The sequence below is a fragment of the Anaerolineae bacterium genome, assembly GCA_016931895.1.
Lineage (GTDB): Bacteria > Chloroflexota > Anaerolineae > 4572-78 > J111 > JAFGNV01.
Window position 1 is genome coordinate 1 of the sequence record JAFGDY010000288.1, and the last position, 24,051, is coordinate 24,051.

Genomic DNA, 24,051 nt, shown 5'->3' on the forward strand with positions numbered 1-24,051 from the left:
ATTGTGCGCGGCCTGGCCGATGCCCCGGAGAAGATGCTCTATCGCCAGATTTTTCTGGACACGGCCCAGTTAGCCAGAATTGTAATGGATATGCCCGACGTGGACGAAAACCGGGTGGGCGCCACAGGCGGCAGTCAAGGCGGCGGGTTGACCCTGGCCTGCGCCGCGCTGGAACCCCGCCTCAAACTGGTGGCGCCGGTGTATCCCTTTTTGTGCGACTATCAGCGAGTGTGGGAAATTGACCTGGCCGAGCAAGCTTACGTTGAACTGCACCTCTATTTCCGCCGTTTTGACCCGCTCCACGAGCGCGAGGAGGAGTTATTCACCAAACTGGGTTACATTGACGTGCAACACCTGGCTTCGCGCATTCGGGGTGAGGTGCTTATGTTTGTCAGCCTGCTGGATAAAATATGCCCGCCGTCAACCCAATTTGCCGCTTATAATAAAATCAAGGCCAAAAAGTCAATGGCCCTTTATCCTGATTACGGGCACGAAAATTTACCCGGCCGGGCGGATACCGTTTTTAAGTTTATGCAAAAACTCTGATAAAGTAACAAGAAAGTAAGAATGACAGACGCTACAGAGGCACGTTTAAAGAGTAACAAAGTAGCAGGGTAACAAAGGCGTTACTCTGCTACTTTGCTACCCTGCTACTTTGCTACCCTGCAACTGAGTTGATTTTCCTGCACCAAAAATTGTCGCTGTTGAGCCTTATAGGGTTTAAATCAGTTCTTCTTCCGGTTCCCCGTGCGGTTCTTTTTCTGCTTTTCTTTTGGCCTTGTCTTCGGCTTTCTCTTTGGCCTTTTGCTGTTCTTCGGCCATTAACTGGAGGCGAAGGATTTTACCCACCATTGTTTTGGGTAACTCATTACGGAACTCAACGTAGCGCGGGATTTTGTATTCGGCCAGCCCTTCTTTACACCAATCAATCAACTCTCGCCGGGTAGCGGCTTCGCCTTCTTTGAGCACAACAAATACTTTGGGGCGCTGGCTGGTGCCGCCCACCGGCACGCCAATGGCGGCGGCTTCGAGCACTTTGGGATGTTCGTAGAGCCGTTCTTCAATATCGCGCGGATAGATATTAAAACCACCGGCCGCCAGAATCATGTCTTTTTTACGGTCCACAATGCGGAAAAAACCATCCTCACTCATCTCGGCCACGTCGCCGGTATGCAGCCATATTTTTCCGTCCGCGTGTTCGCGCAGGGTGTTGGCCGTTTCGGTGGGCATGTGCCAGTAACCTTTCATCACCTGGGGGCCGTGAATGCAAAGCACCCCGGTCTGGCCTGGCCCTAATTCCTTTTCTTCGGTTTCGTTGTCTACAATTTTGGCCTCGGTATCGGGGATGGGCACGCCAATGGTGCCAATCCGCCCGCCGCTGCCCAGGGGATTGGCATGGGTTACCGGCGAGGCCTCACTGAGACCATAGCCTTCGACCAATTTGCCGCCGGTGATCCGCTGGAACTCTTGTTGCACTTCCACCGGCAAGCCCGCCGCCCCGCTGATGCAGGCTTTGATGGATTTTAGATCATATTTGCCTGCTTTAACCCCGGCATTATTGTTGATAACAGTGTACAGGGTGGGCACGCCAGGCAGAAGGGTGGGTTTGTGTTTGTTAATAGCGGTTAATAAATGAGGAATATCCCGCGCATTGGGGATGATCACTTGCGTATGGCCGTGGAAAACCGACAGATTCATACAAACGGTCATGGAGTAACTGTGGGTCATAGGTAGGGCGGTGAGCATCACTTCTTCGCCATCGGTGCCGGTGCCGCCGCCCATCAGCCAGGCCGCGGCCTGGAGCGCGTTGCTGACAATATTTTTTTGGGTTAGTTGGGCCCCTTTGGGCACGCCCGTGGTGCCGCCGGTATACATTAACACGGCGGTGTCGTCTGGCGTAATTTCAACGGGTTGGGGTTTGGCCGGGGCGGAAGACAAAAAATCTTGAAACCAGGTGGTATGGGGGTCGCCGGAAATATCAACCCGGTGCCCGCCTTTTTTCTCTTTAGCCACTGTAAACAGGGTTTTGAGCAAGCCGGGGAAGTATTCTTTGATGTTGGTTACAATCACGTGGTTGAGCGAGGTTTTGGCGCGCACCTGTTTGATATTTGGATAGAGCATACTCAACACCACGGCATAGGTGGCCTCGGCGTTATTGAACTGCTGCTCCACCTCGCGGGCCACGTTGAGCGGGTTGCAGGGCACCACAATGCCGCCCGCTCGCAGCGTGCCGTAATAAGCAATGACATACTGGGGACAGTTGGGCATGTAAATGCCTACCCGGTCCCCTTTTTGTAAGCCCAACTCTTGCAGGCCGGCGGCAAAACGATCCACCAGGGCATCGAGTTTCTGGTAAGTCATTTTACTGTGGACTTCGCCAACTACAGGGGCCAGGCTGCCAAAAATGAGGGCAATGTTATGGGGAAATCTTTGGGCGCTTTTGCGCAAAAAATAGTCGGCCGGGTTAGCGGGATAATCAATTGAAGTAGGTACTTCGGGATCATAAAATTGATGCCACACGTGTGAAGCCATAATTGAATCCTCCTTTGATTCTAAGGTCTACCATTGACCGGATCGCTGCTGTTCAAAATTCCCCAACTTTTGCGGAAAGAACACAGAAACGCCAATCTTTAGCCTAAAACACCTCTTTTTGGCATTGGATACGAGGGCTATCCTGAGGTTTATGATTGGGACTCCTCATCAAACAGGCGGTTTTGGATTAGTGGAAACAAGGTGGCAAGGCGTCCGGGCAGAGTATACTCGCTTGTGGGTTGTCAGGCAAACGGCGCTGAATTTTTTGGGTTTTTGGGGATGGTTGGAGATGGGTGCCGGTTAATGATTATATCGTACCTGCCGGCCCAACACCCAGGCAAAAAACGTTTCGATAAAAAAAATCACCAAAATAAAGAGTATATCCACGGCAATGGTGATGAGAAAAGCATAGAGCAGATGGGCAATAAGGGTCAGGCCAAGCTGCTGGAGTTGGGGCGATAGCGTGGGGTTCAGGCCCAGGCCAATGGCCAGGAACAGGGCCAGCCCCAGGTAAATGAGCACGCTCCACCAGGCTTCGCGGTCCGAGGCGCTGGGCAGCATGGCATTAGAAATGGCAAAAATCAGGTAAAGCCACAACCACACGTCGGGGGTGCCCAGCACTTTGCTTATAACCTGCCACATTACTTCCAGGTCGCCGCCGGTCAGGGCCTGGCCCACTCCCCCTAACTCCAGCCAGCCCAAACCAATCAGCAGAATAGCGATGCTGCCAAAAATAAGCGGGGCCAAACCGATCAGGCTGTGCCGGAAAGGGTCGGCCACTTCCACCTGCACCGCGCCCATCTGGAGTTGTCCCCGCCGTTGTTTGGGCCACAAGGAAAAACGGCCCGTTTTGACCCGCAGCAATTTGGCCGTGAGCCAGTGGCTGAGTTCGTGCAAAAAAGTGCCGGGTAAAAACAACACCCAAAAAACCCACATGGCGGCTTTCTGGCTACCGGTCAATAAAAAAGCAACCCCCTGCACGTGGGCGCTAATCCAACGTTTCAGGGGGTACATTACGGCAAAAGAAACAATGAGCCAAAAAAGGGTAGACCAACCGGACATGTCACGCGAAAAAGTTCATTTTAACGATATTTAACCAGCGCGCCTTTGACCAGCGCCACAAAGCTATCGGCCTTAAGGCTGGCCCCACCCACCAGGGCGCCGTCAACGTGGGGCTGGGCCATATAAGCCTCAATGTTATCCGGTTTAACGCTGCCGCCGTATTGAATTCTGATTTGTTGGGCCACGTTTTGGCTATATATTTTGGCCAGCGTATCCCGGATAACCCCGCCGATGATGTTATTGGCGTCGGAAGGTTCGGCATTTTTGCCGGTGCCAATGGCCCAGATTGGCTCGTAGGCCACCACCACTTTTTGGGCTTCTGCGGCGGGCAAATCGGCAAACGCGGCTTTTACCTGGCCGCCGACAAAGGATTCGGTTTCGCCGGCTTCATTTTGAGCCAGGTTTTCGCCCACACACACAATGGGCTTGAGATGATGCGCCAGAGCCGCCCTGGTTTTTTTGTTCACTCCTTCGTCGGTTTCGCCAAAATATTGGCGGCGTTCGGAGTGGCCGATGATCACGTAATCACACCAACCTTTCAGCATCAGGGGCGATACTTCGCCCGTGAACGCGCCCTGGTCTTCCCAGTGCATATTTTGCGCGCCCAGGCCTATTTTACTCTCGGTGATCACATCCTCAACCGCGCTCAACGCCGTAAAAGGCGGGCACAACACCACTTCCACCCCTTCAATGTCGGCTACCGCCTCGCGGACCTGGCGAGCCAGCAGCACGGCTTCGGCAATGGTTTTATGCATTTTCCAGTTTCCGGCAATAATTGGGGTTCGCATCTCCAATTGTCTCCTTCCAAAATTAGATATAACCAAATAAAATCGCCGTATCTTACCACACTTGGGATTAATCACCAAAAGCATGGGAAGCAGGTAAGGGTTGGGCAAAAGGGGATGGGCTTGAGAAAATTGCCGCCGGTGAGTATTGATTATACGTAAGACTGTGCTATAATACACCGCGTTTTATAACTCACCCGGTAAAAATGAGGAGAAAATATGCCATCCCCAATTGATCCCATTCTTTTTGAATTTGGACCTTTCACCGTGCGGTGGTACGGCCTGTTAATTGTGCTGGGCGCGTTGGCCGCCGCCTACATCGCCTCGCTTGAAGCCAAGCGCCGCAATGAAGACCCGGAACATGCCTGGAATATTCTCATCTGGTGTTTGATCTTCGGTATCCTGGGCGCGCGACTTTATCACGTGTTGTCCAGCCCGGCCGGAACCAGTCGCGATTTCTCCTATTATTTTATTGAACACCCCTTTACCACGCTCAACCTGTTTGGCGCGGCTGTGCCTTTTCCAACCGCTTTGCTTATCTGGGAGGGCGGCATTGGGATTTTTGGGGCAATTGTGGGCGGTGTTTTGGCTATTCTGATTTACTGTTACCGCCAGCATTTGAATGTATGGCGCTGGCTCGACATCGCTGCCCCCGGGATGATCCTGGCCCAGGCCATTGGCCGCTGGGGCAACTATGCCAACCAGGAGCTTTACGGCCCTCCCACCAATTTACCCTGGGGCATTCTCATTACCGACGCGAATCAACGCCTTGCGCCGTATAATGATCTCACCACCTATCCCCTGGAGAGCACCTTGTTCCATCCCCTCTTTCTGTATGAGTCAATCTGGAACTTGGTTGGGTTTGTTTTGTTGATGTGGCTGGGGCGCAAGTATTACCATAAATTATATGATGGCGATATTGCCTCGCTTTATCTCATCTGGTATCCGTTGGGCCGGATATTGATTGAAAGTTTCCGCCCCGACGCCTGGACAGCCTACGGCATTCCGGTGGCGCAAATGGTGAGCATAGTGATGATTTTGATTGGCCTTGGCCTGATGATCTATCGCCGCCGCAAACCCGGCCTGGCCACCAGCCCGCTGACCCATCCTACCCAACAGCCGCAGCGTCGCCGCCCGGCCAGAAAATAATGGTGGAAAATTAATTGCTTGAATCAGCAAAGACAACCAAAGGCAGAAGCTAGAGGTTGCAGGCAAATAATCGGCTGAGTCATTCGCCATTAATCATTCACCATTCACCATTCACAATTTTTCAAGGAGTTATCCAATGTTAACCATTTCCATTGAGTATTGCCGGGTTTGAAACTATACCCCCCAGGCCGTGAGCCTGTTCAATGAATTGATGCAAGATAACGCCGTTGAGGCCCAGCTCGAGTCCGTTAAGATCATCCCTTCCAGCGGCGGCAAATTTGAGGTGGTGGTCAACGGCGATTTGGTCTATTCCAAGTTGGCCACCGGCCGCCACGCCCAACCCGGCGAGGCGCGCCGGTTGATCAAGGCCAAGCTTTAAGCAAGAGCCTTGATCCATCAGGGTTTGTCTAACCCCTTGTAGACCACAAAATGACACGAATAGCGCGGACGATTTTTATTATTTTTAGGTATATTCGCGTTATTTGTTTATTTTTGAACTTACGCAAATCGTTGATGCATTCCAGAGGTGACAGTCACTTACAAAGTGACTGTCACCTCTGGAACGTGCGCAACTCCTACATTATTTGCGACGGCTTGAAGTTTACCCCCAAAAAGTTAGTGACAAGATCCCTTTTTTTTGCTACAATGGGAAAAGCTGATGCCCCGGGCCTGTTTTACCATAACCAGTTTTTATCTTTGGCCAAAACCCTCAAATTTGTGGGTTTACAAGTAACCCCAAATCGTCTAAAATGGGAGGCGGATTTCAAAAACCGTTGAGTAGTTTTTTGGCCCGTCACCTCAAAAGTGAATAATCGTTCTACAGGATTGTCCGTAATGAGGCCCATAACCGGGGCCGCCGCCGCCCCTGTTTGTGGTCATCACCAAATTTCTAAAAACTCATTTATTTAATTAGGAGAAAATATTCATGAAAGGTTTTAACAGACAAATTGCTTTATTTATTGGATTGATTTTGTTTGCCTTAGTACTGGTGGCTTTTATACCCAACGCAAATCCGGCTTCGCAAGTTGGAGCGGAAGCATTAGGGGCAGGACGCGAAGTGGTGGTGCGTTACGATGATCGGTTTTTCCCTTTTTATGTACCTCCTCCCAAACAGGCCGAACTGGGTATCCAGGCCGCCACCATCAACGTCAATTGGAATCCGGCCAGTTGTACCGGAACGGTCACGGCCTGGCCCAATGATGCCAAAAATGCTTTTTTGCACGCTGCCAATATCTGGGCTTCGCTCCTTACCTCAAATGTGCCCATAGAGGTGGATGCCTGTTGGCGGTCGGATTTGCCGTCGGGTGTCCTTGGTTCGGCCGGGGCAAGAAATTACTATAGGAATTTTGCAAATGCTCCAACTCCTAACACCTGGTATGCGGTAGCGTTAGCCAATTCGTTAGCCAATAGCGATCTGGACCCCGGCGTGGCGGATATACGGGCCAACTTCAGTAGTACCTTTAGCTGGTATTATGGTACAGACGGCAACCCCGGCGGCCAGTTAGACTTTGTTAGCGTGGTACTGCACGAGCTATGCCACGGTTTAGGCTTTATCGGTTTTTTGGAGTATAGCGGCGGCGTAGGCAAAGATACCACCAGCCCCGCCAGCTTTGATCTTTTCAGCGAAGATGGCAATAGTGCCACTAAACTTCTGAATTATCCTAATAACTCTGTTGCTTTGGGCAACGCCCTTCTGGGCAATGCCGGGGGCGTCTATTTTAATGGGACCAATGCCAACGCCGCCAACGGCGGTACCCGGGTCAAACTGTATACCCCTTCCACCTGGGATAGTGGTTCCAGTTATTCCCACGTTGATGAAATATTTAACGGTACAGCGAATGCCCTGATGACATACTCTCTGGCGTCAGGAGAGGCAGAACACAACCCTGGCCCCGTTGTTCTGGGCATCTTCAAAGATATGGGCTGGACCGTAGCCGGCTCCCCCGATCCGCCCACCGGGTTAAGCGCCACTACCAGCGCCCAGAATCAAATCAACCTGGCCTGGACGGATAACAGCAGCGACGAGGATGGGTTTAAGATTGAACGCTCGCTAACAGGCGCCGGGCCTTGGGCCCAAATTGCTACGGTGGTAGCAAATGTAACCACTTATAATGATGTGGGCCTGTTCGCCAGCGCCACTTACTACTACCGGGTGCGGGCCTACAACAGCCTGGGCGACTCTACTTACGCCGGCCCGGCCAATGATACCACCTCGGCCCCGCCGGGCGGCGCGCCCACTGCCCCCAGCAATCTAAGCGCCACCCAGGTTTCGCCCACCCAGATCAACCTGGCCTGGACGGACAACAGCATTAGCGAAACCGGCTTTAAGATTGAGCGGTCGGCCAATGGCCTGAGCGGTTGGACGCAAATAGGTACCACCGGCCCCAATGTAACCACCTACAGCAATACTGTGGTTGCCGGAGTTTATTACTATCACGTGCGGGCGTACAATGGCAGCGGCGATTCTAACTATAGCCTTTCCGCCACCAACGCCCAGTTCATTTACGTGCCGGTTATCCTGCGGCGTAACTAAAAGGGAGCATTTCAGTTTTGGGCGAATATTGTCTCACCGCCGAGGCGCAGAGGTCGCGGAGAAAAAACTCTGCGTTCTCGGCGTCTCTGTGGTGAATTTTGGGTAGATGGGTCAAACTCGCCCCAAAAATGAAATACACTCTAACTAAAAGCCACGCTTGATGTATCCAACCAATCGAGTTTTATTAATTCGTCCCCCCGCCTCAATTCCAGGCGGGGGATTTTTTTGGCAATCACCAAACTGTGCTATACTACTCTTTCTAAAATTCAAACTAGAAAGTAGTTTCATTTATGGACAGACGCAACATCAGTATTCTGATTGGTATTCTTTTATTGACCGCCCTGTTGGCCTGGATTGTGGCCGTTGATGATCTGGAGTACGTTTTTCCGGCCCAGGCCGAAGGCGAAATTTCCGTAGAATCAACTCCCTTATGGGCCGTTTTAATGCCCTGGCAAGGCAGCCAACAACGCAGCGTTAAAGTTCACCAGGGCCTGGATTTGCAGGGCGGCCTGCAAGTGGTGTTGGAAGCCGACCTGCCCACCGGCCAGGAATTGCCGGAGGGGGCCATGGAAGCGGCCCGGATTATTGTAGATAACCGGGTCAATGGCCTGGGCGTAACCGAGCCGCTGGTGCAACTACAGGGCGACAACCGCATCATTGTGGAACTGCCCGGCATCTCCGACCCGGAACTGGCCATCAGCACCATCCGCGAAACCGGCCTGCTGGAATTTGTAGACGCCGGCCTCACGCCTATTCCCGACGGCGCCGTTATCCAAACCACCTTTGGCGGCGCCCAACCTGAAGAAACCGAAACCCCGGCCGAGGCCCCCGCCGAAGGCGAAGAGCCTTCAGCAGAACCCACGGCGCCGGCGCAGGTCTACGAAACCGTCATCACCGGCGGCGACCTGGAAGAAGTAAGCAATGCCGGTTTCAATCCCGATACCCGGGTGGTTGAAATATACTTCAGCCTCAAAGATGAGGGGGCCAACAGGTTTGCCGAACACACCGGAGACAATATTGGCCGTTTCCTGTGCATAGTGCTGGATAAAACCGTCATCTCTTGCCCCGTGATCAACGCCAGAATTGATAAGAACGGCACCATCTCCCTGGGCAATGCCGACTTGACGGAAGGGCAGGCCCTGGCCATTCAATTGCGCTACGGCGCGCTGCCCGTGCCGCTAAAAGTAGTGGAAAGCCGTTCGGTGGGGCCAACGCTGGGGCAGGACTCGGTGCAAAAGAGCATTCGCGCCGGCACCATTGGGCTGATTGTGGTGCTGCTGTTTATGATTGTGTACTATCGCCTGCCGGGCTTTATGGCCGCCCTGGCCATGGTGATTTATGGCCTGCTCAACTTTGGCCTGTACAAAATCATCCCGGTCACGCTCACCCTGCCCGCCATCACCGGCTTTATTCTCTCCCTGGGCATGGCCGTAGACGCCAATATCCTGGTGTTTGAGCGCCTGAAAGAAGAACTGCGGGCCGGGCGCACCCTGAACAGGGCCATGGAACTTGGCTTCTCCCGCGCCTGGCCTTCTATTCGAGATTCGGCGGTGAGCACGCTCATTACCTGCGCCATTTTGTTCTGGTTTGGTTCCAACTTTGGGGCCAGCATTGTCAAGGGCTTTGCCGTAACCCTGGCCCTGGGGGTGGTCACCAATATCTTTACGGCGGTCACGGTCACGCGGACCTTCCTGCGTTTTATGTTGGGTTTAACCGGCGAAGGACTAAAAAACAGCGTCTTTTTGATGGGTTTTGCCTTGCAAGAGAGGTTTGCCAAAGTGCCCCGCTGGGCCAAAGGTTTGTATGCTATTGTGGACAAACGTAAATGGTTTTATCTTCTATCGGTCCTGGTCATTATCCCCGGCTTGATGGCCATGGGCATTTCGATGGCCCAATTTGGTTCCCTCTTGAAACCCAGCATTGATTTTGAGGGCGGCTCGTTGATGGAACTCCAGTTTGAGCAGCCGGTCCGGCCCAGCCAGGTTCGCCAAATTTTTACCGGCTTCACCTACGGCGGCGTTGATTATAAGGATGCCACTGTGACCACGGCCGAACAATTGGGGCAAGAAACAATTCTGGTTCGTTCCAAGTTTTTACCCGACGAGGCCAAATCAACGCTCCAGGCCCAATTGAGAACGCAGTTGGGTAACTTTGAGGAGTTGCGGTTTGACTCTGTTGGCCCCACAATTGGGGCAGAGGTAACCCGGGCCGGCCTTATCGCTGTTTCCGTAGCAGCGGTGGCGATCCTGCTTTACCTGTACTTTGCCTTCCGGGCCGTGCCCAACGCCTTCCGGTATGGGGTGGCCGCAGTGGTGGCCATGCTGCACGACATTTTGGTGACGGCCGGCTTTTTTGCCATTGCCGGGCTGGTAGCCGGTTGGGAAATTGACGCCCTTTTCCTCACCGCTATTTTAACCGTTATCGGTTACTCGGTGCATGATACCATTATTGTGTTCGACCGCATCCGGGAGAATCTCCCCCGGTATCGCATGGAACCTTATGGCGTTGTTTGTAACCGGAGTCTGTTAGAAACGCTCAATCGTAGCGTCGTCACTTCGTTGAGCACCGTTTTTGTGGTGCTGGCTATTTTGCTGTTTGGCGGCAGTACCATCAGGCAATTTACCGCCATCATCCTGGTGGGCATTATCAGCGGCACTTACTCTTCTATTTTCAACGCCGTGCCGGTGTTGGTTTCCTGGCGGTATGGCGAATTCGGCAATTTCTTCCGGCGATTGATTGGCCGCGCGCCGGTGGAAGCTACTACTTGATAACCATCAATTATATAAGCCCCTAAAGGTTCCAGACGAACCGGCGGTTCGTTCGTCTTTAGAGCCTGTCTGAAAAGCTTGACACAGGCTCCATGTCATTTCGAGCGTAGCGAGAAATCCCTACGGCTTAATGTTTTCAAGCGAGCTTCCGGGAATTTCTCAGCCTATGGCCTCGAAATGACATAAGCGTATGTAGAATTTGGGAGCGTATAAAAAAGACAACTTGCTCAGACCAAGTTGTCTTTTGCTTTGTTGGCGCTGACCAGGGCCAATAAACTTGCTTGCCGAGAAGCTTAAGGAATCACTTGCAGGCCGTCAACTTGGGCTGCTTCGCCGAGTTCATTAAAAGGCGAGAAAATGCGCACGTATTGATACGGGCCAAGGTCGGCGGGGGCGCGGGCGTCTACGTCTATTTGGATGCCGGTATCAGGGGCAGGCGGAACAATGAAGGGGGTGCCGTTGTAAAGAACGGCGGCGCTAAGGTCGGCATTGTTATTTTCCGGCGGGCCGTACGTGGGCCAAAGATTGGTATTGGTATCGGCCAGGTTATCGCCCCAGTAAAAAACGGTAAACCAGGGGCCGCTATTAGTTGGGCCAACTTGAATAATAACTTTGTCCAGCATAATCCCCAACCCTGCCCCAAGTTCGTAATAAACCAATTCATAAAAGTTGGTGTCATCATTCATGATGATGGGGTATCCACCCAGGTCAACCACAATTGCGGCGCCACAGGTAAGATTTCTTTCAGAGCCGTTTGGGGGGGTAGTTGGATATACTTCCGGTCCCGTGCCGGAGCCAATAGGGTTGCAACCCCAACCGTCATCGTCCACAATGGTGAGCGCGGATACCGGGGTAGCGCCAAGCGTGGCGTTAACCGGGCTGCTCAAGGTGAGCGTTAACGTTTCGCCCGGCTGCTCATTAACGGTATCACTAATGACCTGGACAACGAAATTCTGGCCGGTTTGATTGGGCGCAAAAATCAGCGCGCCGTTCACGGGATTATAATCATAATTGCCCAGGGGGGGCGGCGGGAGAGGTGGAATAGAAGTGGCGCTGCCGTCGGTGGTGCTATAAGTGACCGTAACCGCCAGGGCCGATGGCGCGCTGAGCGTAACGGCAACGGTAGCGGTGACGATACCTGTTCCGCCGTCATCGCCCTCGTTTGCGCTGAACTCTGTAGAAATAAAACTCACTTCCGGTTGCCCGTCGTTGTCCACAATTTCCAGCGTGGCCGGGTTGGGCGGGCCAAGCGCGGCGTTGGTGGGGTTACTGAGAGTGAGGTTGACTGTTTCGGTGAACTCGTTGGTCAGAATGTCGTCGGTAATGGGTATGGTAAAGGCGCTGGCGGTTTGGCCGGGCGCAAAAGGCAAAGTGCCACCGGCGGCGGTGTAGTCGCTGCCGGCCGTCGCCGAACCGTCGCTGGTGGCATAATCTACGGTGACGGTAAACGGTGAAGGCACACTCAGGGTGACGGTAACGAGCGCTGCGCCTACATCTTCACTCACGGTATAAATGGGGCGGTCAAATTGAACGGTGGGCTGGTCATTGTCAATAATTGTCACCGTGGCCGGGTTGGGCGCGCCTGGGGTAGCGTTAACAGGATTACTCAAGGTAACGAAAAAGGTCTCGTTCCCCTCGACAACTGCGTTGTTGATGATGGTTACAGCAAAAGTTTGGCTGATCTGGCCGGGCAGAAAAGTCAACACGCCGTTGGTGGCGGTGTAGTCGCTGCCGGCCGTGGCTGAACCATCGGCGGTGGCGTAGTTTACGTTGACGGTTTGCCCTGAAATTGCGCTGAGATTTACCGTTATGGTCACCAAACCATCGGCTTCGTTTGCATTATAATTTGCCGCGCTAAAAGCGACACTCGGCGGTGGGAGGGGGATGGGGGTGGCCGTAGGCGGCGGCAAGGTGGGTGGCGGCGAAGTGGGCGGCAGGGGAGTGGCGGTGGGCGGAACAAAGGTTGGTGAAGGTGGCGCAACCGTCGGGGAAGGTAAAGCAGGGGTAACGGTGGGCAAAACAGGCGTTGGCGATGGGGGAACCAGCGTTGGCGAGGCGGCCAGGGTTGGGGGTGTGGTAGGTGTGGGCAGTGTAGTTGGTGAAGGCGGCGGCAAGGTGGGCGGAATGGCAGTGGGCGAAGGAGATGGCAAAGGGGTAGGGGCCGGAGTGGGGGTAAAGGTGGGCCAAGCATTGGGCAAGAGGGCCACTTCACTGACCACGCCGGAACCATTGGCTGCTTGAAGCGCAATCTGATCACGGGCCACTTCGGCAATAATGCTCTGGTTCAGGGGGGCCGGCGCCAGCAACAGGTCCGTGCCGTAATTGGCTATTCTCGGGGAGAGCATGCTGGCTTCAACCTGCTCTTCCCGGATGAGCCACAGGGCGGTTTGCGAAGAACAGAGGATACAGCCAAAACTCAACAACAGAAAAATGAGCGCCAGCAAAGTTCTGCGCCAGCCGTCGTTTTCGTTTTTTGATTGCTTATTCTGCCATTCTGAAGCAGCAGGTATTTTTGTAGGCGCTATAGACACAATCTGCAAACATTATCCTCTGCCCCTAATTAATGGCCCTGGCGGCAAAATTTTCCCAAAAACTTTGTCGCGCCAACCTCTTCTGTTCTCTTCTGCCTATACACTTTACCCCATTTTGGGCATTAATTCAAGGCCCATTCTTAAAAATAATTGGCATAAAGGTACTATTTCCGGCGTCCGGCAGGTTCAGGTACGTAAAATGGACATCGCTGGTGGCTGTCAGTTCATCGCCTTCCATATCCCGGCCCACGGCCACCACTACGCCGGTTAAGGGGTTGGGCGCGGCGGCCTGAATGGTATAGCTGGCCGTATAAACCCAACCCTCGCCTCCATCAAGGGTGCTATTGTTATTCCAATCTCCAAACGCATAGGCGGCTTCCCCGGCCAGCGTATCGGTGACCTGGGTGATACTGATGGGGGAACCGTCGCCAATGCTGGCGATGTTGATCAGGTCCAAACCAAACAGAAAGAGAGATTGCATGTCATAATTGATCACAATAAAGGTAAAAACTACAGTCTCGTTCAGGTTGGCCACGGCCGGGCCGCTGCTGACCACCACTAATTGCGGGTCAAAGGAGAGGGTGGTGGTGTGGGTGTCGGTGGCAACCACGTTGTTATTGCTCAGATCTTTGCCTGAAACAGTCCCGGTGTTTACCAGTAGATGAGTATCGGTGGGTTGGATGGTATAGGCGGCCGTGTACACCCACGTTTCGCCGGTCTCCAGGAGATTATTGCTGTTGACATCGCCGCTGCTGTAGCCGGTGTTGCCGGCGATACTATCGGTTACCATAACCGCAGTGACAGATTTTGTGCCGCTCAGGGCAACGGTGAAACTATAGACAAGGCTATCACCCACCGCCGCGGTCAGCGGGCCGGTTTTGGTGAGGGTCAGGCCAAGCGTATTGAATTCATGAGTCACGAGATTGGTCTGGGTGATGATCGGCTCGCTGTTGATGAAGGCCTGGTTAGTGATGATAGTTCCGGGCGTTGAGGTGGCCACCGGGACCACCACCAGGGTCATGGTGACTGTGTCGCTGGTGGCATACAGCCGTCCTACCGTGGCCGTTACCAGGCGGCCTGTGGCTGTAATGCTGCCCTGGCTGATACTATAGGTGATCAAATCCGTGGCGGCGGGCACGGCATCGGTGACCACGATATTATCCACGTACCCCTCGCCCGTGTTGGAGAGAGCAATGGTATACGTTATCTGTTGGCCCGCTAAAACCGAACTACCCGCAGTGGGGGTGGCAGTTTTTGTAGCGGTCAGGCCAACCGTACCCAGTTCATGGGTCACCAGATTGGTCTGGGTGATGATTGGCTCGCTGTTGATGAAGGCTTGGTTAGTGATAATCACCCCTGGGGTTGTGGTGGCCACCGGGGCCACCACCAGGGTCATGGTGACCGTATCGCTGGTGGCATACAGCCGTCCCACCGTAGCCGTCACCAGGCGGCCTGTGGCCGTAATGCTGCCCTGGCTGACGCTATAGGTGACTAAATTTGTGGCGGCGGGCACGGCATCGGTGACCACGATATTATCCACGTACCGGTCGCCCGTGTTGGAGAGAGCAATGGTGTACGTTATCTGTTGACCAACTGAAACAGAGCTGCCGCTCGCCGGCGTAGCTGTTTTTATTACAGCGAGGTTGACCAGTTTCTCAAAAGTATCAATGAGCTCGTCCTGGGCCTCACTTCTGCTGGCGCCATTGGCGGCGCACAGGCCAAAAGCCAACGGTGTGGTCTGACCAGAAGTAAGATCAGGGATATTGGCCACAATCCAAACAATATGGTCGTCGGCTGGGAGATTGGTAATGGTGTTGGAGGGCGTAATCATTTGATTTTTTATATCAAAATCTGTAATGGGATAACTTTCTGGAGGAAAAACATTTCTATCCCCATTAATGCCATATCCTCGCCAACTGCCTTGCAGCAGCGCCACCCCCATAGCAAATCCATCGTATAACGGAGCTGCCTCATTCTCGTCTGCAAGATAAACCAGGCGACGAGCAGGATCGTAGTACCCTATGTCGCCATTCTCGGAAAGAGCTACATCTATATTCACCATAAATAGTAGCTTGCCCTCGGTCAGAGAGATACTGCCGGTGTTTTCAATATCCAATTCCATGATCACACAGTTATTGGCCGGGGTGGCCAGGGTGCGTTGGGTAATTTGATATGAAAGCGCCTTGCTGGCATATATTACCCGGCTATCCTCACTGTAGGCTGGATAGTTGTTGTGGGGAGAAGTGTAAAGCGTGATTGGCGTTGTTGGGATAAAATCGCCTTGCACCCCCACATCCACATTATCGCCGGTATGCTGATCAAAGCGGACGGCAATGGTGGTGCCGGTGATATCATTTCCATCCTGGTCTATTTGGTTTTGGTTGTTTTGGTCAAGGAATTGATTGCTGATTCTGCCGTTGGCATACACCCGCATTTGGTGGGTGGTAGCCGCAGTGTGGGTAATAACGGTGGTATTGGTGATAACGGCCAACAAAGGGCGAATAGGCGGCGCGGCCTGTATTTTTTGGGAGGTGGCCCATAAAAGCAGAAACAAAGCCGCGGCCACCGCCAGGCTGCCCAGGAAAACGGTCAGCGCCAACTGAGCCAATGATTTTTTGGGAGAGGTTTTGGGCGCAGTTTGTAAAACTGTGACCCGCTGGGATAGGTTTAATGGCTGCGACAAATTTTTTTGCCCTTGCTAACTGCATTTTTACGGCAAAACCGTAATGGTGACGCCGGTTTCATTGGAAGGGGTCAGGATGGGGTCATAAGCCCTATAGGTAAAGGTGTAGACGCCAAAAACGGTGGGACTGTAAACAAAGGACCCATCCAGGTTGAGTATCAGAACGCCGGCGCCGGGCGACGTAACCAGATTGGCGGTCAGGCTGTCGCCGTCTACATCCGTATCATTGCCCAATACGCCGGGGGCGGAGATAACCAGGGTAGTAGTGAGAGGAGTGGTATAGGCGTCTGGGTTGGCTACCGGCGGGTCGTTGATGGCAAAAATGGTGACCGTGACGACCGCCGTATCGGTAAAAACGCCGTCGCTGATGGTGTAGGTGAAGCTGTCGGTGCCGTTGATATTGGGATTGGGGTTATACGTAACCGTATAGCCCGGCACATTGATGGTGGCGGTGCCGCTCATGGGCGCGCCCACGGCAATCACGGTCAGGGTATCTCCGTTCGGGTCGCTGTCGTTGCCAAGCACATTGATGACGGTAGGGGTATCTTCCGCCGTATTGGGTGTATCATTCACCGCTACCGGCGGGCCGTTAACGCTGACGGTCACTGTGGCTGTGTCGGTTAAAAGGCCGTCGCTGATGGTGTAGGTGAAGGTATCATTACCGGCAAAGCCGGGGTTGGGGGTGTAAGTGACCGTGGTATTGTTGGTAGTGGCTACGCCGTTGGCGGGCAGCCCCACCGCAATAACGGTGAGAGGGTCGCCGTCCGGGTCGCTGTCGTTATTTAGCACGGTAATGGTGATAGGGATATTTTGATCGGTAAACGCCGGATCATCCACCGCATTGGGCGGGGCATTGATGGAGATAACGGTAATGGTGACCGTAGCCGTGTCGCAGGCCCCGTCATTGTCGCAGACCTGGTAAATGAAAGTATCGCTGCCGCTAAAATTAAGGTTGGGGGTATAGGTTATTTGGCCGGTGCCGGGATTGACCGCAACGGCGCCGTTGGCCGGGCCGCTGATAACCGCGACGGTGCCGGGCACAAGCGTCCCGTCCGGGTCGCTATCATTAAGCAAAACATTGACCGTGACCGGCGTATTTTCATTTGTATTGGCGGCGTCGTCTATGGCTATTGGCGGTTGGTTGGGCGGGGGTGGTGGAACGAGGGTTGGAGTGGGGGGGATAGGCGTGGGTGTGGGCGGGATGAGCGTAGGTGTTGGCAACGCCGGGCTTGGCGTCGGCAGTGGAGGTGTTGGGCTGGAGGGCGGCACAGGCGTAGGCGGCGCAGCAGTTGGCGGCGCGGTGGTTGGGGCTGGGGGCGCGGTAGGTGGCGGCGCAGTGGGAGGGACGGGGGAGGGAGGCGATGATAGGGTAGGCGGCGGTATTGGGATTGGCGGTAAGGGGGAAGGGGTTGGGGTTGGAGCCAACGTGGGAACCGGGTTGGGCAAGAACGCAACCTCATCCACAATTCCCAACGCCTGCGGCGTTTGCCGGAGCGTGTCTTGATCATGGGCAATTTCAGTGGCAATGCTGTTGCGGTCCAGAGGGGCCGGGGCTATTGACGGGTCAAGCTCATAGTTGGCTTTGTTTCCGGAAAGCATGCTGGCTTGCACCTGATCTTCATCAATAAACCAGAGCGCGCTTTGTGAAGAGCAGAAAATACAGGCAAAACTCAATAGCAAAAAAATGAGGGCAATCAGGATTTTTCGCACCTCATCATTTTCGTTTTTTGTGTTTTTGTTGCCGGTTTCCCCAGGTGAGGATTGGGACCTTTCGGTTATCATGTCGGCCTTTAACCCCAAACGGCCAGCACTTTAGTGAATGGAGTTTTTCAACTGGCAAAAGTGCGCCCGCCTGACTGCTTTGACAAAGTGACGGCCATTGGAATAATTGCTTCCTTAAATAAGGAGTCTATAACCAGGCGCAAAGGATGCGCTTTAAAATAATGGCAGAGCCAATTTTAAGCTTGTCCCGGCTGTTGTATCTCACGGGTTACTTAAGTTAAGCTTTTTGGAAAGCAATAGCGGTGTTAAGGACTTGGGTTTTTATAACTGCCCCATGTTGCGGTTATATCGCCCAGGATATTTATTTCTGGGGCAGGAGTTTTTTAAACCGGGTTTGCACCCATACCCAGTTTAGAAATAAAAATCATTGTTGCCCAGAACGGCTTTACAAAAGTTGGCCTAAGTTTCAACAAACTTAACAATGTCTTTCTCTGCATGGGCCGGTTCCTGTTCCAACACCGGCAGAGAAAAACTAAAGGTACTGCCCTGGTTCAGTTTGCTTTGCATCCAGATTTTTCCCTGGTGAGCCTTAATAATGGCCTTGCTCATGTATAAACCTAGGCCGGCCCCACTTACTTCAAAAGTGCTCTCTTCATGGATGGCCCTGAAGAAGCGGGTAAAAAGAAACCGCTGGTTCTCTTCAGAGATGCCTACGCCGGTATCTTTTACGTCAACCTGAACCTGACCATCTTTTGACTCTACCCAAACCTCCACGCTGCCGCCCGGCAACGTGTAATTGTAAGCATTGTTGAGCAGATTATGCATCACCTGGGTCAATCTGCTCCAATCACCTTCAATCCAGATAGGCTCATCAGGCACATGGATGCTGAAGGCCAGGTTTTTCTTTTCCATTTGCGCGGCCCATTGTTCGGCCTCGGTTTGCACAATTTCCACCAGGTCTTCTGTTTCCTGGTCAATGCCTAACGTGCCGGCGTCAATTTGCGATAGGTCTAGCATTTGCTGGATGATATTGAGCAGGTCGGTTACATTTTGTTCGATGGCCGTAATAAAGCTTAACTCGCGCTCGTCCAATTTTTTGGAGGCCGTCATCTTCAATAAATCGTTGTAGCCTTTGATAGCGGTGGGCGGGGTTCTGAGTTCGTGCGACATGCTGGTGATGAAGTCGTCCTTGAGTTTTTCGGCTTCAACTTCGCGGGTAATGTCGCGCAGCACCACCACCGACCCCAACCGCTCGCCATCTGAAGTGACCACCGGCGCGGAGAGGGCGCTCAAAAATCGGCGTTCTATTTCAAAACGGCGCGACTCGTGGAAGTCAAGACCGGTCAAATGATTGAGCAATTCTAACGATTGTTCTTTACCCGGTTGGTATGCTTGACTTGTAACCCCATTCTCTTGAAGTTGAAAATAGGCAAAATCGCCGCCGATGGCCTCAAAAATTCCTTCAGCCGCAGGATTGATGGTGATAATATTGCCCTCTAAATCTTGCACAATTACCCCATCAGCAATACTGTTAAGAATAGCGTTGAGTTTACCGGCTTCTTCCCGCAACGCGGCCGTTTTTCTTTGCAGTTCGGCCGTCATATTGTCAAAGGTGCTGGCCAGAGAGCCAATCTCGTCTTTGCCTTTGAGGCCGGTGCGCTGGTCCAGATTACCTTTGGCAATCTCTTGCGAGGTCTGCACCAGGCGAATGATGGGCCGGATAATCCGTTGGGAAACGGCGTAACCAATCACCAGCACCGCCACCACCCCGCCGGAAAAGATAATAGACAGGAACAGACGGTTTTGGTTGTTGGTGTCGGTAATGAAATTGGTAGAGAGGGCTACGGCATAAATGCCGTAGATCCGGTCCCGCAGTTTAAAAGGCGCAAAAGCCAAACGATAATTTTGCCCGCGCGCTTCTACTCCCGGTTCAGCCGGGGCGCCTGTATCCTCTATATCCTCCAGCAGCGTCACTTCTCCGCCCTGGTCAATCACCTGTTGAAACCGTTCCGGGGTGAGAGCTTGTGACAACTTTTCCCGGTCGGCCTCAGTGGTCACCAGGGTGGAGATGATGACATTGCCTTTGTCGTCAAACAGAGTGATTTCGGCCAGGGCCAGATCACGAATGGCCTCAACTTCTTTTTTTAGGTAGGTGCCCACCAGCACGGCCCCAATGGTTTTTCCGTCCATTTTGACCGGGCCAACGGTGTAAACAATCCGTTCATTTGAGGTGGGGTCTATGGCCAGTTGCACCTCTTTGAGGTTGCCTTTAGGATCAGACAAAACGCGGGCCACCGCTTGCCAGTTGAAGAAGTCTGCCCCGCTGCCCAGATAAGTTTGGGCGGGGGCGTTGGGCGACACCGCTTCCCGCTGCAAACGCAGCACTTCCTTACCCTGGGTATCCAGCAGCACAATGCTGTCAATATCGGCGGCATTGGCGATGATGGGCGAGACCAGGTTGTCAAGCTCTTCAAATCTGCGATCAACCAGGGCCTGGGGCACGCCAATGGTATTGGCTACGGCCCGTTCCACTTCCAGGCGCAGTTCTTCTCGATTGACGATCTCATCGCTCACAATCCGCCCGGCATCAAGCAACTGGTTGCGGAAACGCTCTTCAAAACTGCCGGCCACCAGTTGGGTGACCACAAACGTGCCAAATGCAGCCAACACCAACGTTAGCAAAGCATAGGGGATGATAATTCTATGTCGAATGCTGGACGAGAAAAATCTTGATCCCGCGCTCAGCCACTGGAGCGGACTCTTCATGATCTATCAAAACAACTCAGGTCTGGATACCATTGTCTCCCCCGGTTCAGGGGCTTATGGTATAATCCTACTAAGAAACTGCCGGTAGGCTTGGGGGGTGTGTCCCCCTCTAGTTTCTTTTCCGGTTGAATAAGGTCCCGGCCTTTAAGGAATCTTCAGGAGAAAACTATTAATTATGTACAGTTTAGATGATACCATAGCTACTATTGCTACGTCAATAGGCCAAAGTGGTATTGGCATTGTTAAAATCAGCGGCCCGGAAGCCCGCGCCATTGGCCAACAACTCTTTCGTTCGGCCAGAGGAGCGGGCCGGTTACAGCCCTATCGCCTGCATTACGGCCACATTATTGAGCCTGAGTCCCAGGCCGTTGTAGACGAGGCCCTGGTAGTTTACATGCCCAAACCCCATAGTTACACCCGGCAGGACATCATTGAAATTCAAGCCCACGGCGGCATTACGCCCTTGCGCCAAATTTTAGAGCTGACCTTCAGCCTGGGCGCCCGCCCCGCCGAGGCGGGCGAGATGACCCTGCGCGCCTTTCTCAACGGCCGGCTAGACCTGGCCCAGGCCGAAGCCGTGCTGGACATCATTGAGGCCAAAACCGACGCCGCCCTGCGGGTGGCTACGGAACAACTGGGCGGCTCTCTTTCGGCCCAGGTTTCTGGGGTGCGGCTGGCCTTGCTTGATATCCTGGCTTTTTTGGAAGCCAGCATTGATTTTGTGGAAGACGAAATCCCTTTTCAGGATGTCGTTGGTCCTTTAAGTGAAGCCTCCTTGCGGCTGGAAAAGTTACTTCAAAGCGCCGACAACGGCATTGTTTATCGCCAGGGCGTGCGGGCCGCCATTGTGGGCCGGCCCAACGTGGGCAAAAGCAGCCTGCTCAATGCCTTGCTGCGCGGCGACCGGGCCATTGTGACCAACATTCCCGGCACCACCCGCGACACCCTGGAAGAAACGGCCAATGTGGGCGGCATCCCGGTGGTGTTGGTAGATACCGCCGGCATCCGGGCCGCGCCTACGGATGAAGTTGAACGCATGGGCGTAGCCCGCAGCCAAAACGCCCTGGCCCGGGCCGACTTGGCCCTGCTGGTGGTTGACGGCAGTGGTGATCTGGAAACCGGAGATTGGGAGATTGAGGCGTTGGTCAAAAACAAACCGGCTTTGTTGGTCATTAATAAAAATGACCTGGCCGCCACCGAGGCGCACCCCATCCCGGCTGATTTTTTGCCCACTGCCGCAGCCCGTGTTTTTATTTCTGCCCTTACCCAAGAGGGAATTGACACCCTGGAAACGGCCATTGTTGATCTGGTGCTGGGTGGCCGGGTCACTCTGGCCGATACACCGCTGGTGAGCAACCCCCGGCATAAATCTTTGCTCCAACGCGCCCTGGCCCACATCCGGGCCGCCATTGAGGCCCAACAAAACGATATTTCCCCCGATCTGGTTTCGATTGACGTGCGCGAGGCGGTTGAAGCCCTGGGGGAAATCACCGGGGAAACCGTGACCGAGGATTTGTTGGATACCATTTTTGGCAAGTTTTGTATTGGGAAATAACGTTGAACACTCCGAGGTTAAATGGTTTAAAGTTTGGCCAGACTGCTTAACGCCAGCCTTACCTTTTCTTCAACGCTTTGATTCCGGGCTTCCTGGGGCAGTTGTTGCAGGGCGGCCTGGGCTTCCACCACGCTGTAGCCCAGGGTGGTCAAGGCCGCAATCACTTCGCCGTCGCTATCGCTAATGGGCACGGTGGTTACAAAGATGTCTTCCAGGCCAATTTTATCTCTGAGTTGAAAAACAATTTGTTTGGCCTTTTTAGGCCCAATGCCCGGCACCCGGGCCAACAGGGCCGCCTCTTCCCGGGCCACGGCCTGGCGCAAGGTTTCAATGGGGATATGCGAGAGAATGGACAGGGCCACTTTGGGGCCAATGCCCTGCACTTTAAGCAGGGTGCGGAACAAATCCAATTCCTCTTTATCGGCAAAACCAAACAGGGTCAACTCTTGCTCGCGGACGTGCAGGTGCGTAAAAAGTTGGGTTTTAACGCCCACGTCCAAGATATCGAGCAGCGTGGCCGGGGCCAGCACCTGAAAGCCCACCCCGTTGACTTCAAGCAAAACCGCGTCGTCTGTTTTATCAATGATTTCGCCGCGCAAAGAACCAATCATTTGCTCTCCAACATTCGCAGCCGGGCCGAATGGCTATGGCAGATGGCTACGGCCAGAGCGTCGGCTGCATCGTCGGGCCGGGGGATGTCGTCTAACGACAATAGCAGTTTGACCATCTGCTGCATTTGCTGTTTGTCGGCCCCGCCGTGGCCGGTAAGAGCCTGTTTCACTTCCAGCGGTTTGTATTCCATAATGGGCAGTCCGGCATTGGCCAGGGCCAACATTGCCGCTCCCCGCCCGTGCCCCACGGCCAAGGCGGTTTTGGCGTTTCGGCTAAAAAACAGCTCTTCAATGGCCGAGATGGCCGGCTGCCAGCGGTCTATAATTTGGGTCAGTTCGCGGTAAATGGTTTGCAGGCGTTCCGGCAGCGGCGTGCCTGCCGCCGTGGTGATCACGCCGCAAGCCACCATGGCCAAATCATCACCGTCCCCTTCTACCACGCCCCAGCCGGTAATAGCGGTGCCGGGGTCAACGCCCAAAACCCGCATCAAGCCGCGGCCAGTTCGGCGATGGCCGCATCGCTGAGGTGCAGGCCGGAGTAAACTTGCTGCACGTCGTCAAGTTCTTCCAGCGCTTCAATTACGCCCATCACCTGCTGAGTTTCTTTTGGGTCCAATTCAATTTCGTTTTTGGGGATAAGGGCCAATTCCGCTTCGTCAATTTTAAGGCCGTTGTCGGCCAGCGCGCCGGCCACGGCGTGAAGCTGGATGGGCAGGGTGTAGATTTCAATCATTTCGTTACTAATCTCCACATCGTCGGCGCCAGCGTCAACGGCCAGCATAAAAATCTCGTCCGGGTCCTGGTCGTTGCGTTCCAGGGTGATATAGCCTTTGGTGTCAAACATCCAACTGACTGCCCCGGCTTCAGCCATATTACCCCCCTGCCGGTTGAATACGCGGCGCACTTCGGCCAGGGTGCGATTGCGGTTATCGGTGAGGCACTTGATCAAGATAGGGATGCCGTGCGGGCCGTAGGCTTCATAGATGATTTCCTCAAGTTCGCCCCCTTCCAACTCACCCGTGCCTTTTTTAATGGCCCGTTCGATGTTGTCTTTGGGCATGTTGGCTGCCCGCGCTTTTTCAATGGCCGTGCGCAGCGTTGGGTTCGACGCCGGGTCGCTACTGCTGCGGGCAGCAATCATTATATCGCGGGTCAGGCGGGTAAAGACCTTACCTCGCCTGGCGTCTTCCGCGCCTTTTTTACGTTTAATGGTGCTCCATTTGCTATGGCCAGACATATTCCACCCCTTCTGTAACTATTTTTTGTTGGGAACGCCCGGGTTATTTTTCTATCTAAAAAAATGGGCTTTATTTACCCGACATTATATCATTAAGGCCAGAAACTTGCCAGAGAA

The 24,051-nt window shown here is 53.7% G+C and carries 16 protein-coding genes; 6 read left to right on the top strand and 10 right to left on the bottom strand.

The annotated features are described in order from the left end of the window. On the top strand, positions 1–546 hold a 546-nt coding region (locus JW953_21865; GenBank protein ID MBN1995350.1), incomplete at its 5' end, for an acetylxylan esterase. A 174-nt stretch (positions 547–720) separates the two neighbouring features. Here JW953_21865 and JW953_21870 read toward each other — a convergent pair. The 3 genes from JW953_21870 to JW953_21880 all read right to left on the bottom strand — a co-directional run bounded on the left by JW953_21870 (position 721) and on the right by JW953_21880 (position 4,382). Then, positions 721–2,532 carry an AMP-binding protein gene (locus tag JW953_21870; protein ID MBN1995351.1) on the bottom strand — a complete coding sequence of 604 codons (1,812 nt, stop codon included), beginning with the start codon at positions 2,530–2,532 and terminating at the stop codon, positions 721–723. A gap of 300 nt (positions 2,533–2,832) precedes the next feature. Then, positions 2,833–3,594 carry a hypothetical protein gene (locus JW953_21875; protein MBN1995352.1) on the bottom strand — a complete coding sequence of 254 codons (762 nt, stop codon included), beginning with the start codon at positions 3,592–3,594 and terminating at the stop codon, positions 2,833–2,835. A 20-nt stretch (positions 3,595–3,614) separates the two neighbouring features. Next, positions 3,615–4,382, bottom strand: a complete 768-nt coding sequence (locus tag JW953_21880) for a triose-phosphate isomerase (GenBank protein ID MBN1995353.1) — start codon at positions 4,380–4,382, stop codon at positions 3,615–3,617. 216 nt (positions 4,383–4,598) lie between these two features. Here JW953_21880 and JW953_21885 point away from each other — a divergent pair, with 216 nt between their 5' ends. The 4 genes from JW953_21885 to secD all read left to right on the top strand — a co-directional run bounded on the left by JW953_21885 (position 4,599) and on the right by secD (position 10,829). After that, the gene (locus JW953_21885) at positions 4,599–5,528 is read left to right on the top strand and encodes a prolipoprotein diacylglyceryl transferase (GenBank protein MBN1995354.1); all 930 of its coding nucleotides are present in this window, start codon (positions 4,599–4,601) and stop codon (positions 5,526–5,528) included. Positions 5,529–5,736: 208 nt separating this feature from the next. Continuing rightward, positions 5,737–5,907 (top strand): Rdx family protein, encoded by a 171-nt coding sequence (locus tag JW953_21890; protein ID MBN1995355.1) that lies wholly within the window; start codon positions 5,737–5,739, stop codon positions 5,905–5,907. Between the two features lie 546 nt (positions 5,908–6,453). Further along, the gene (locus tag JW953_21895) at positions 6,454–8,061 is read left to right on the top strand and encodes a fibronectin type III domain-containing protein (GenBank protein ID MBN1995356.1); all 1,608 of its coding nucleotides are present in this window, start codon (positions 6,454–6,456) and stop codon (positions 8,059–8,061) included. A gap of 290 nt (positions 8,062–8,351) precedes the next feature. Then, entirely contained in the window at positions 8,352–10,829 is a 2,478-nt protein-coding gene (gene secD / locus JW953_21900) for a protein translocase subunit SecD (protein ID MBN1995357.1), read from the top strand. A gap of 293 nt (positions 10,830–11,122) precedes the next feature. On the opposite strand, the gene JW953_21905 is transcribed toward secD, so the two are convergent. From JW953_21905 to JW953_21920, 4 genes are all read right to left on the bottom strand, one after another. Further along, positions 11,123–13,360 (bottom strand): hypothetical protein, encoded by a 2,238-nt coding sequence (locus JW953_21905; protein ID MBN1995358.1) that lies wholly within the window; start codon positions 13,358–13,360, stop codon positions 11,123–11,125. Positions 13,361–13,487: 127 nt separating this feature from the next. Then, the gene (locus tag JW953_21910) at positions 13,488–16,043 is read right to left on the bottom strand and encodes a DUF11 domain-containing protein (GenBank protein ID MBN1995359.1); all 2,556 of its coding nucleotides are present in this window, start codon (positions 16,041–16,043) and stop codon (positions 13,488–13,490) included. A gap of 27 nt (positions 16,044–16,070) precedes the next feature. Next, positions 16,071–17,753 carry a tandem-95 repeat protein gene (locus JW953_21915; protein MBN1995360.1) on the bottom strand — a complete coding sequence of 561 codons (1,683 nt, stop codon included), beginning with the start codon at positions 17,751–17,753 and terminating at the stop codon, positions 16,071–16,073. A 471-nt stretch (positions 17,754–18,224) separates the two neighbouring features. Beyond that, positions 18,225–20,531 carry a HAMP domain-containing protein gene (locus JW953_21920; protein ID MBN1995361.1) on the bottom strand — a complete coding sequence of 769 codons (2,307 nt, stop codon included), beginning with the start codon at positions 20,529–20,531 and terminating at the stop codon, positions 18,225–18,227. A 175-nt stretch (positions 20,532–20,706) separates the two neighbouring features. Here JW953_21920 and mnmE point away from each other — a divergent pair, with 175 nt between their 5' ends. Further along, on the top strand, positions 20,707–22,086 hold the full coding sequence (gene mnmE, locus JW953_21925; GenBank protein ID MBN1995362.1) for a tRNA uridine-5-carboxymethylaminomethyl(34) synthesis GTPase MnmE: 1,380 nt from the start codon (positions 20,707–20,709) through the stop codon (positions 22,084–22,086). Between the two features lie 26 nt (positions 22,087–22,112). Here the strand turns inward: mnmE and ruvA are convergent, their stop codons facing one another. From ruvA to JW953_21940, 3 genes are read right to left on the bottom strand one after another with little or no spacing between them, the layout of a single operon-like run. Then, positions 22,113–22,697 carry a Holliday junction branch migration protein RuvA gene (gene ruvA / locus JW953_21930; protein MBN1995363.1) on the bottom strand — a complete coding sequence of 195 codons (585 nt, stop codon included), beginning with the start codon at positions 22,695–22,697 and terminating at the stop codon, positions 22,113–22,115. Then, a complete protein-coding gene (ruvC, locus tag JW953_21935; GenBank protein ID MBN1995364.1) occupies positions 22,694–23,185 on the bottom strand; it encodes a crossover junction endodeoxyribonuclease RuvC in 492 nt (163 codons plus the stop codon). Before ruvC ends, ruvA begins: the two co-directional genes overlap by 4 nt. Beyond that, positions 23,185–23,934, bottom strand: a complete 750-nt coding sequence (locus JW953_21940) for a YebC/PmpR family DNA-binding transcriptional regulator (GenBank protein ID MBN1995365.1) — start codon at positions 23,932–23,934, stop codon at positions 23,185–23,187. The genes ruvC and JW953_21940 overlap by 1 nt, the downstream gene beginning before the upstream one ends. Positions 23,935–24,051: the final 117 nt, after the last annotated feature.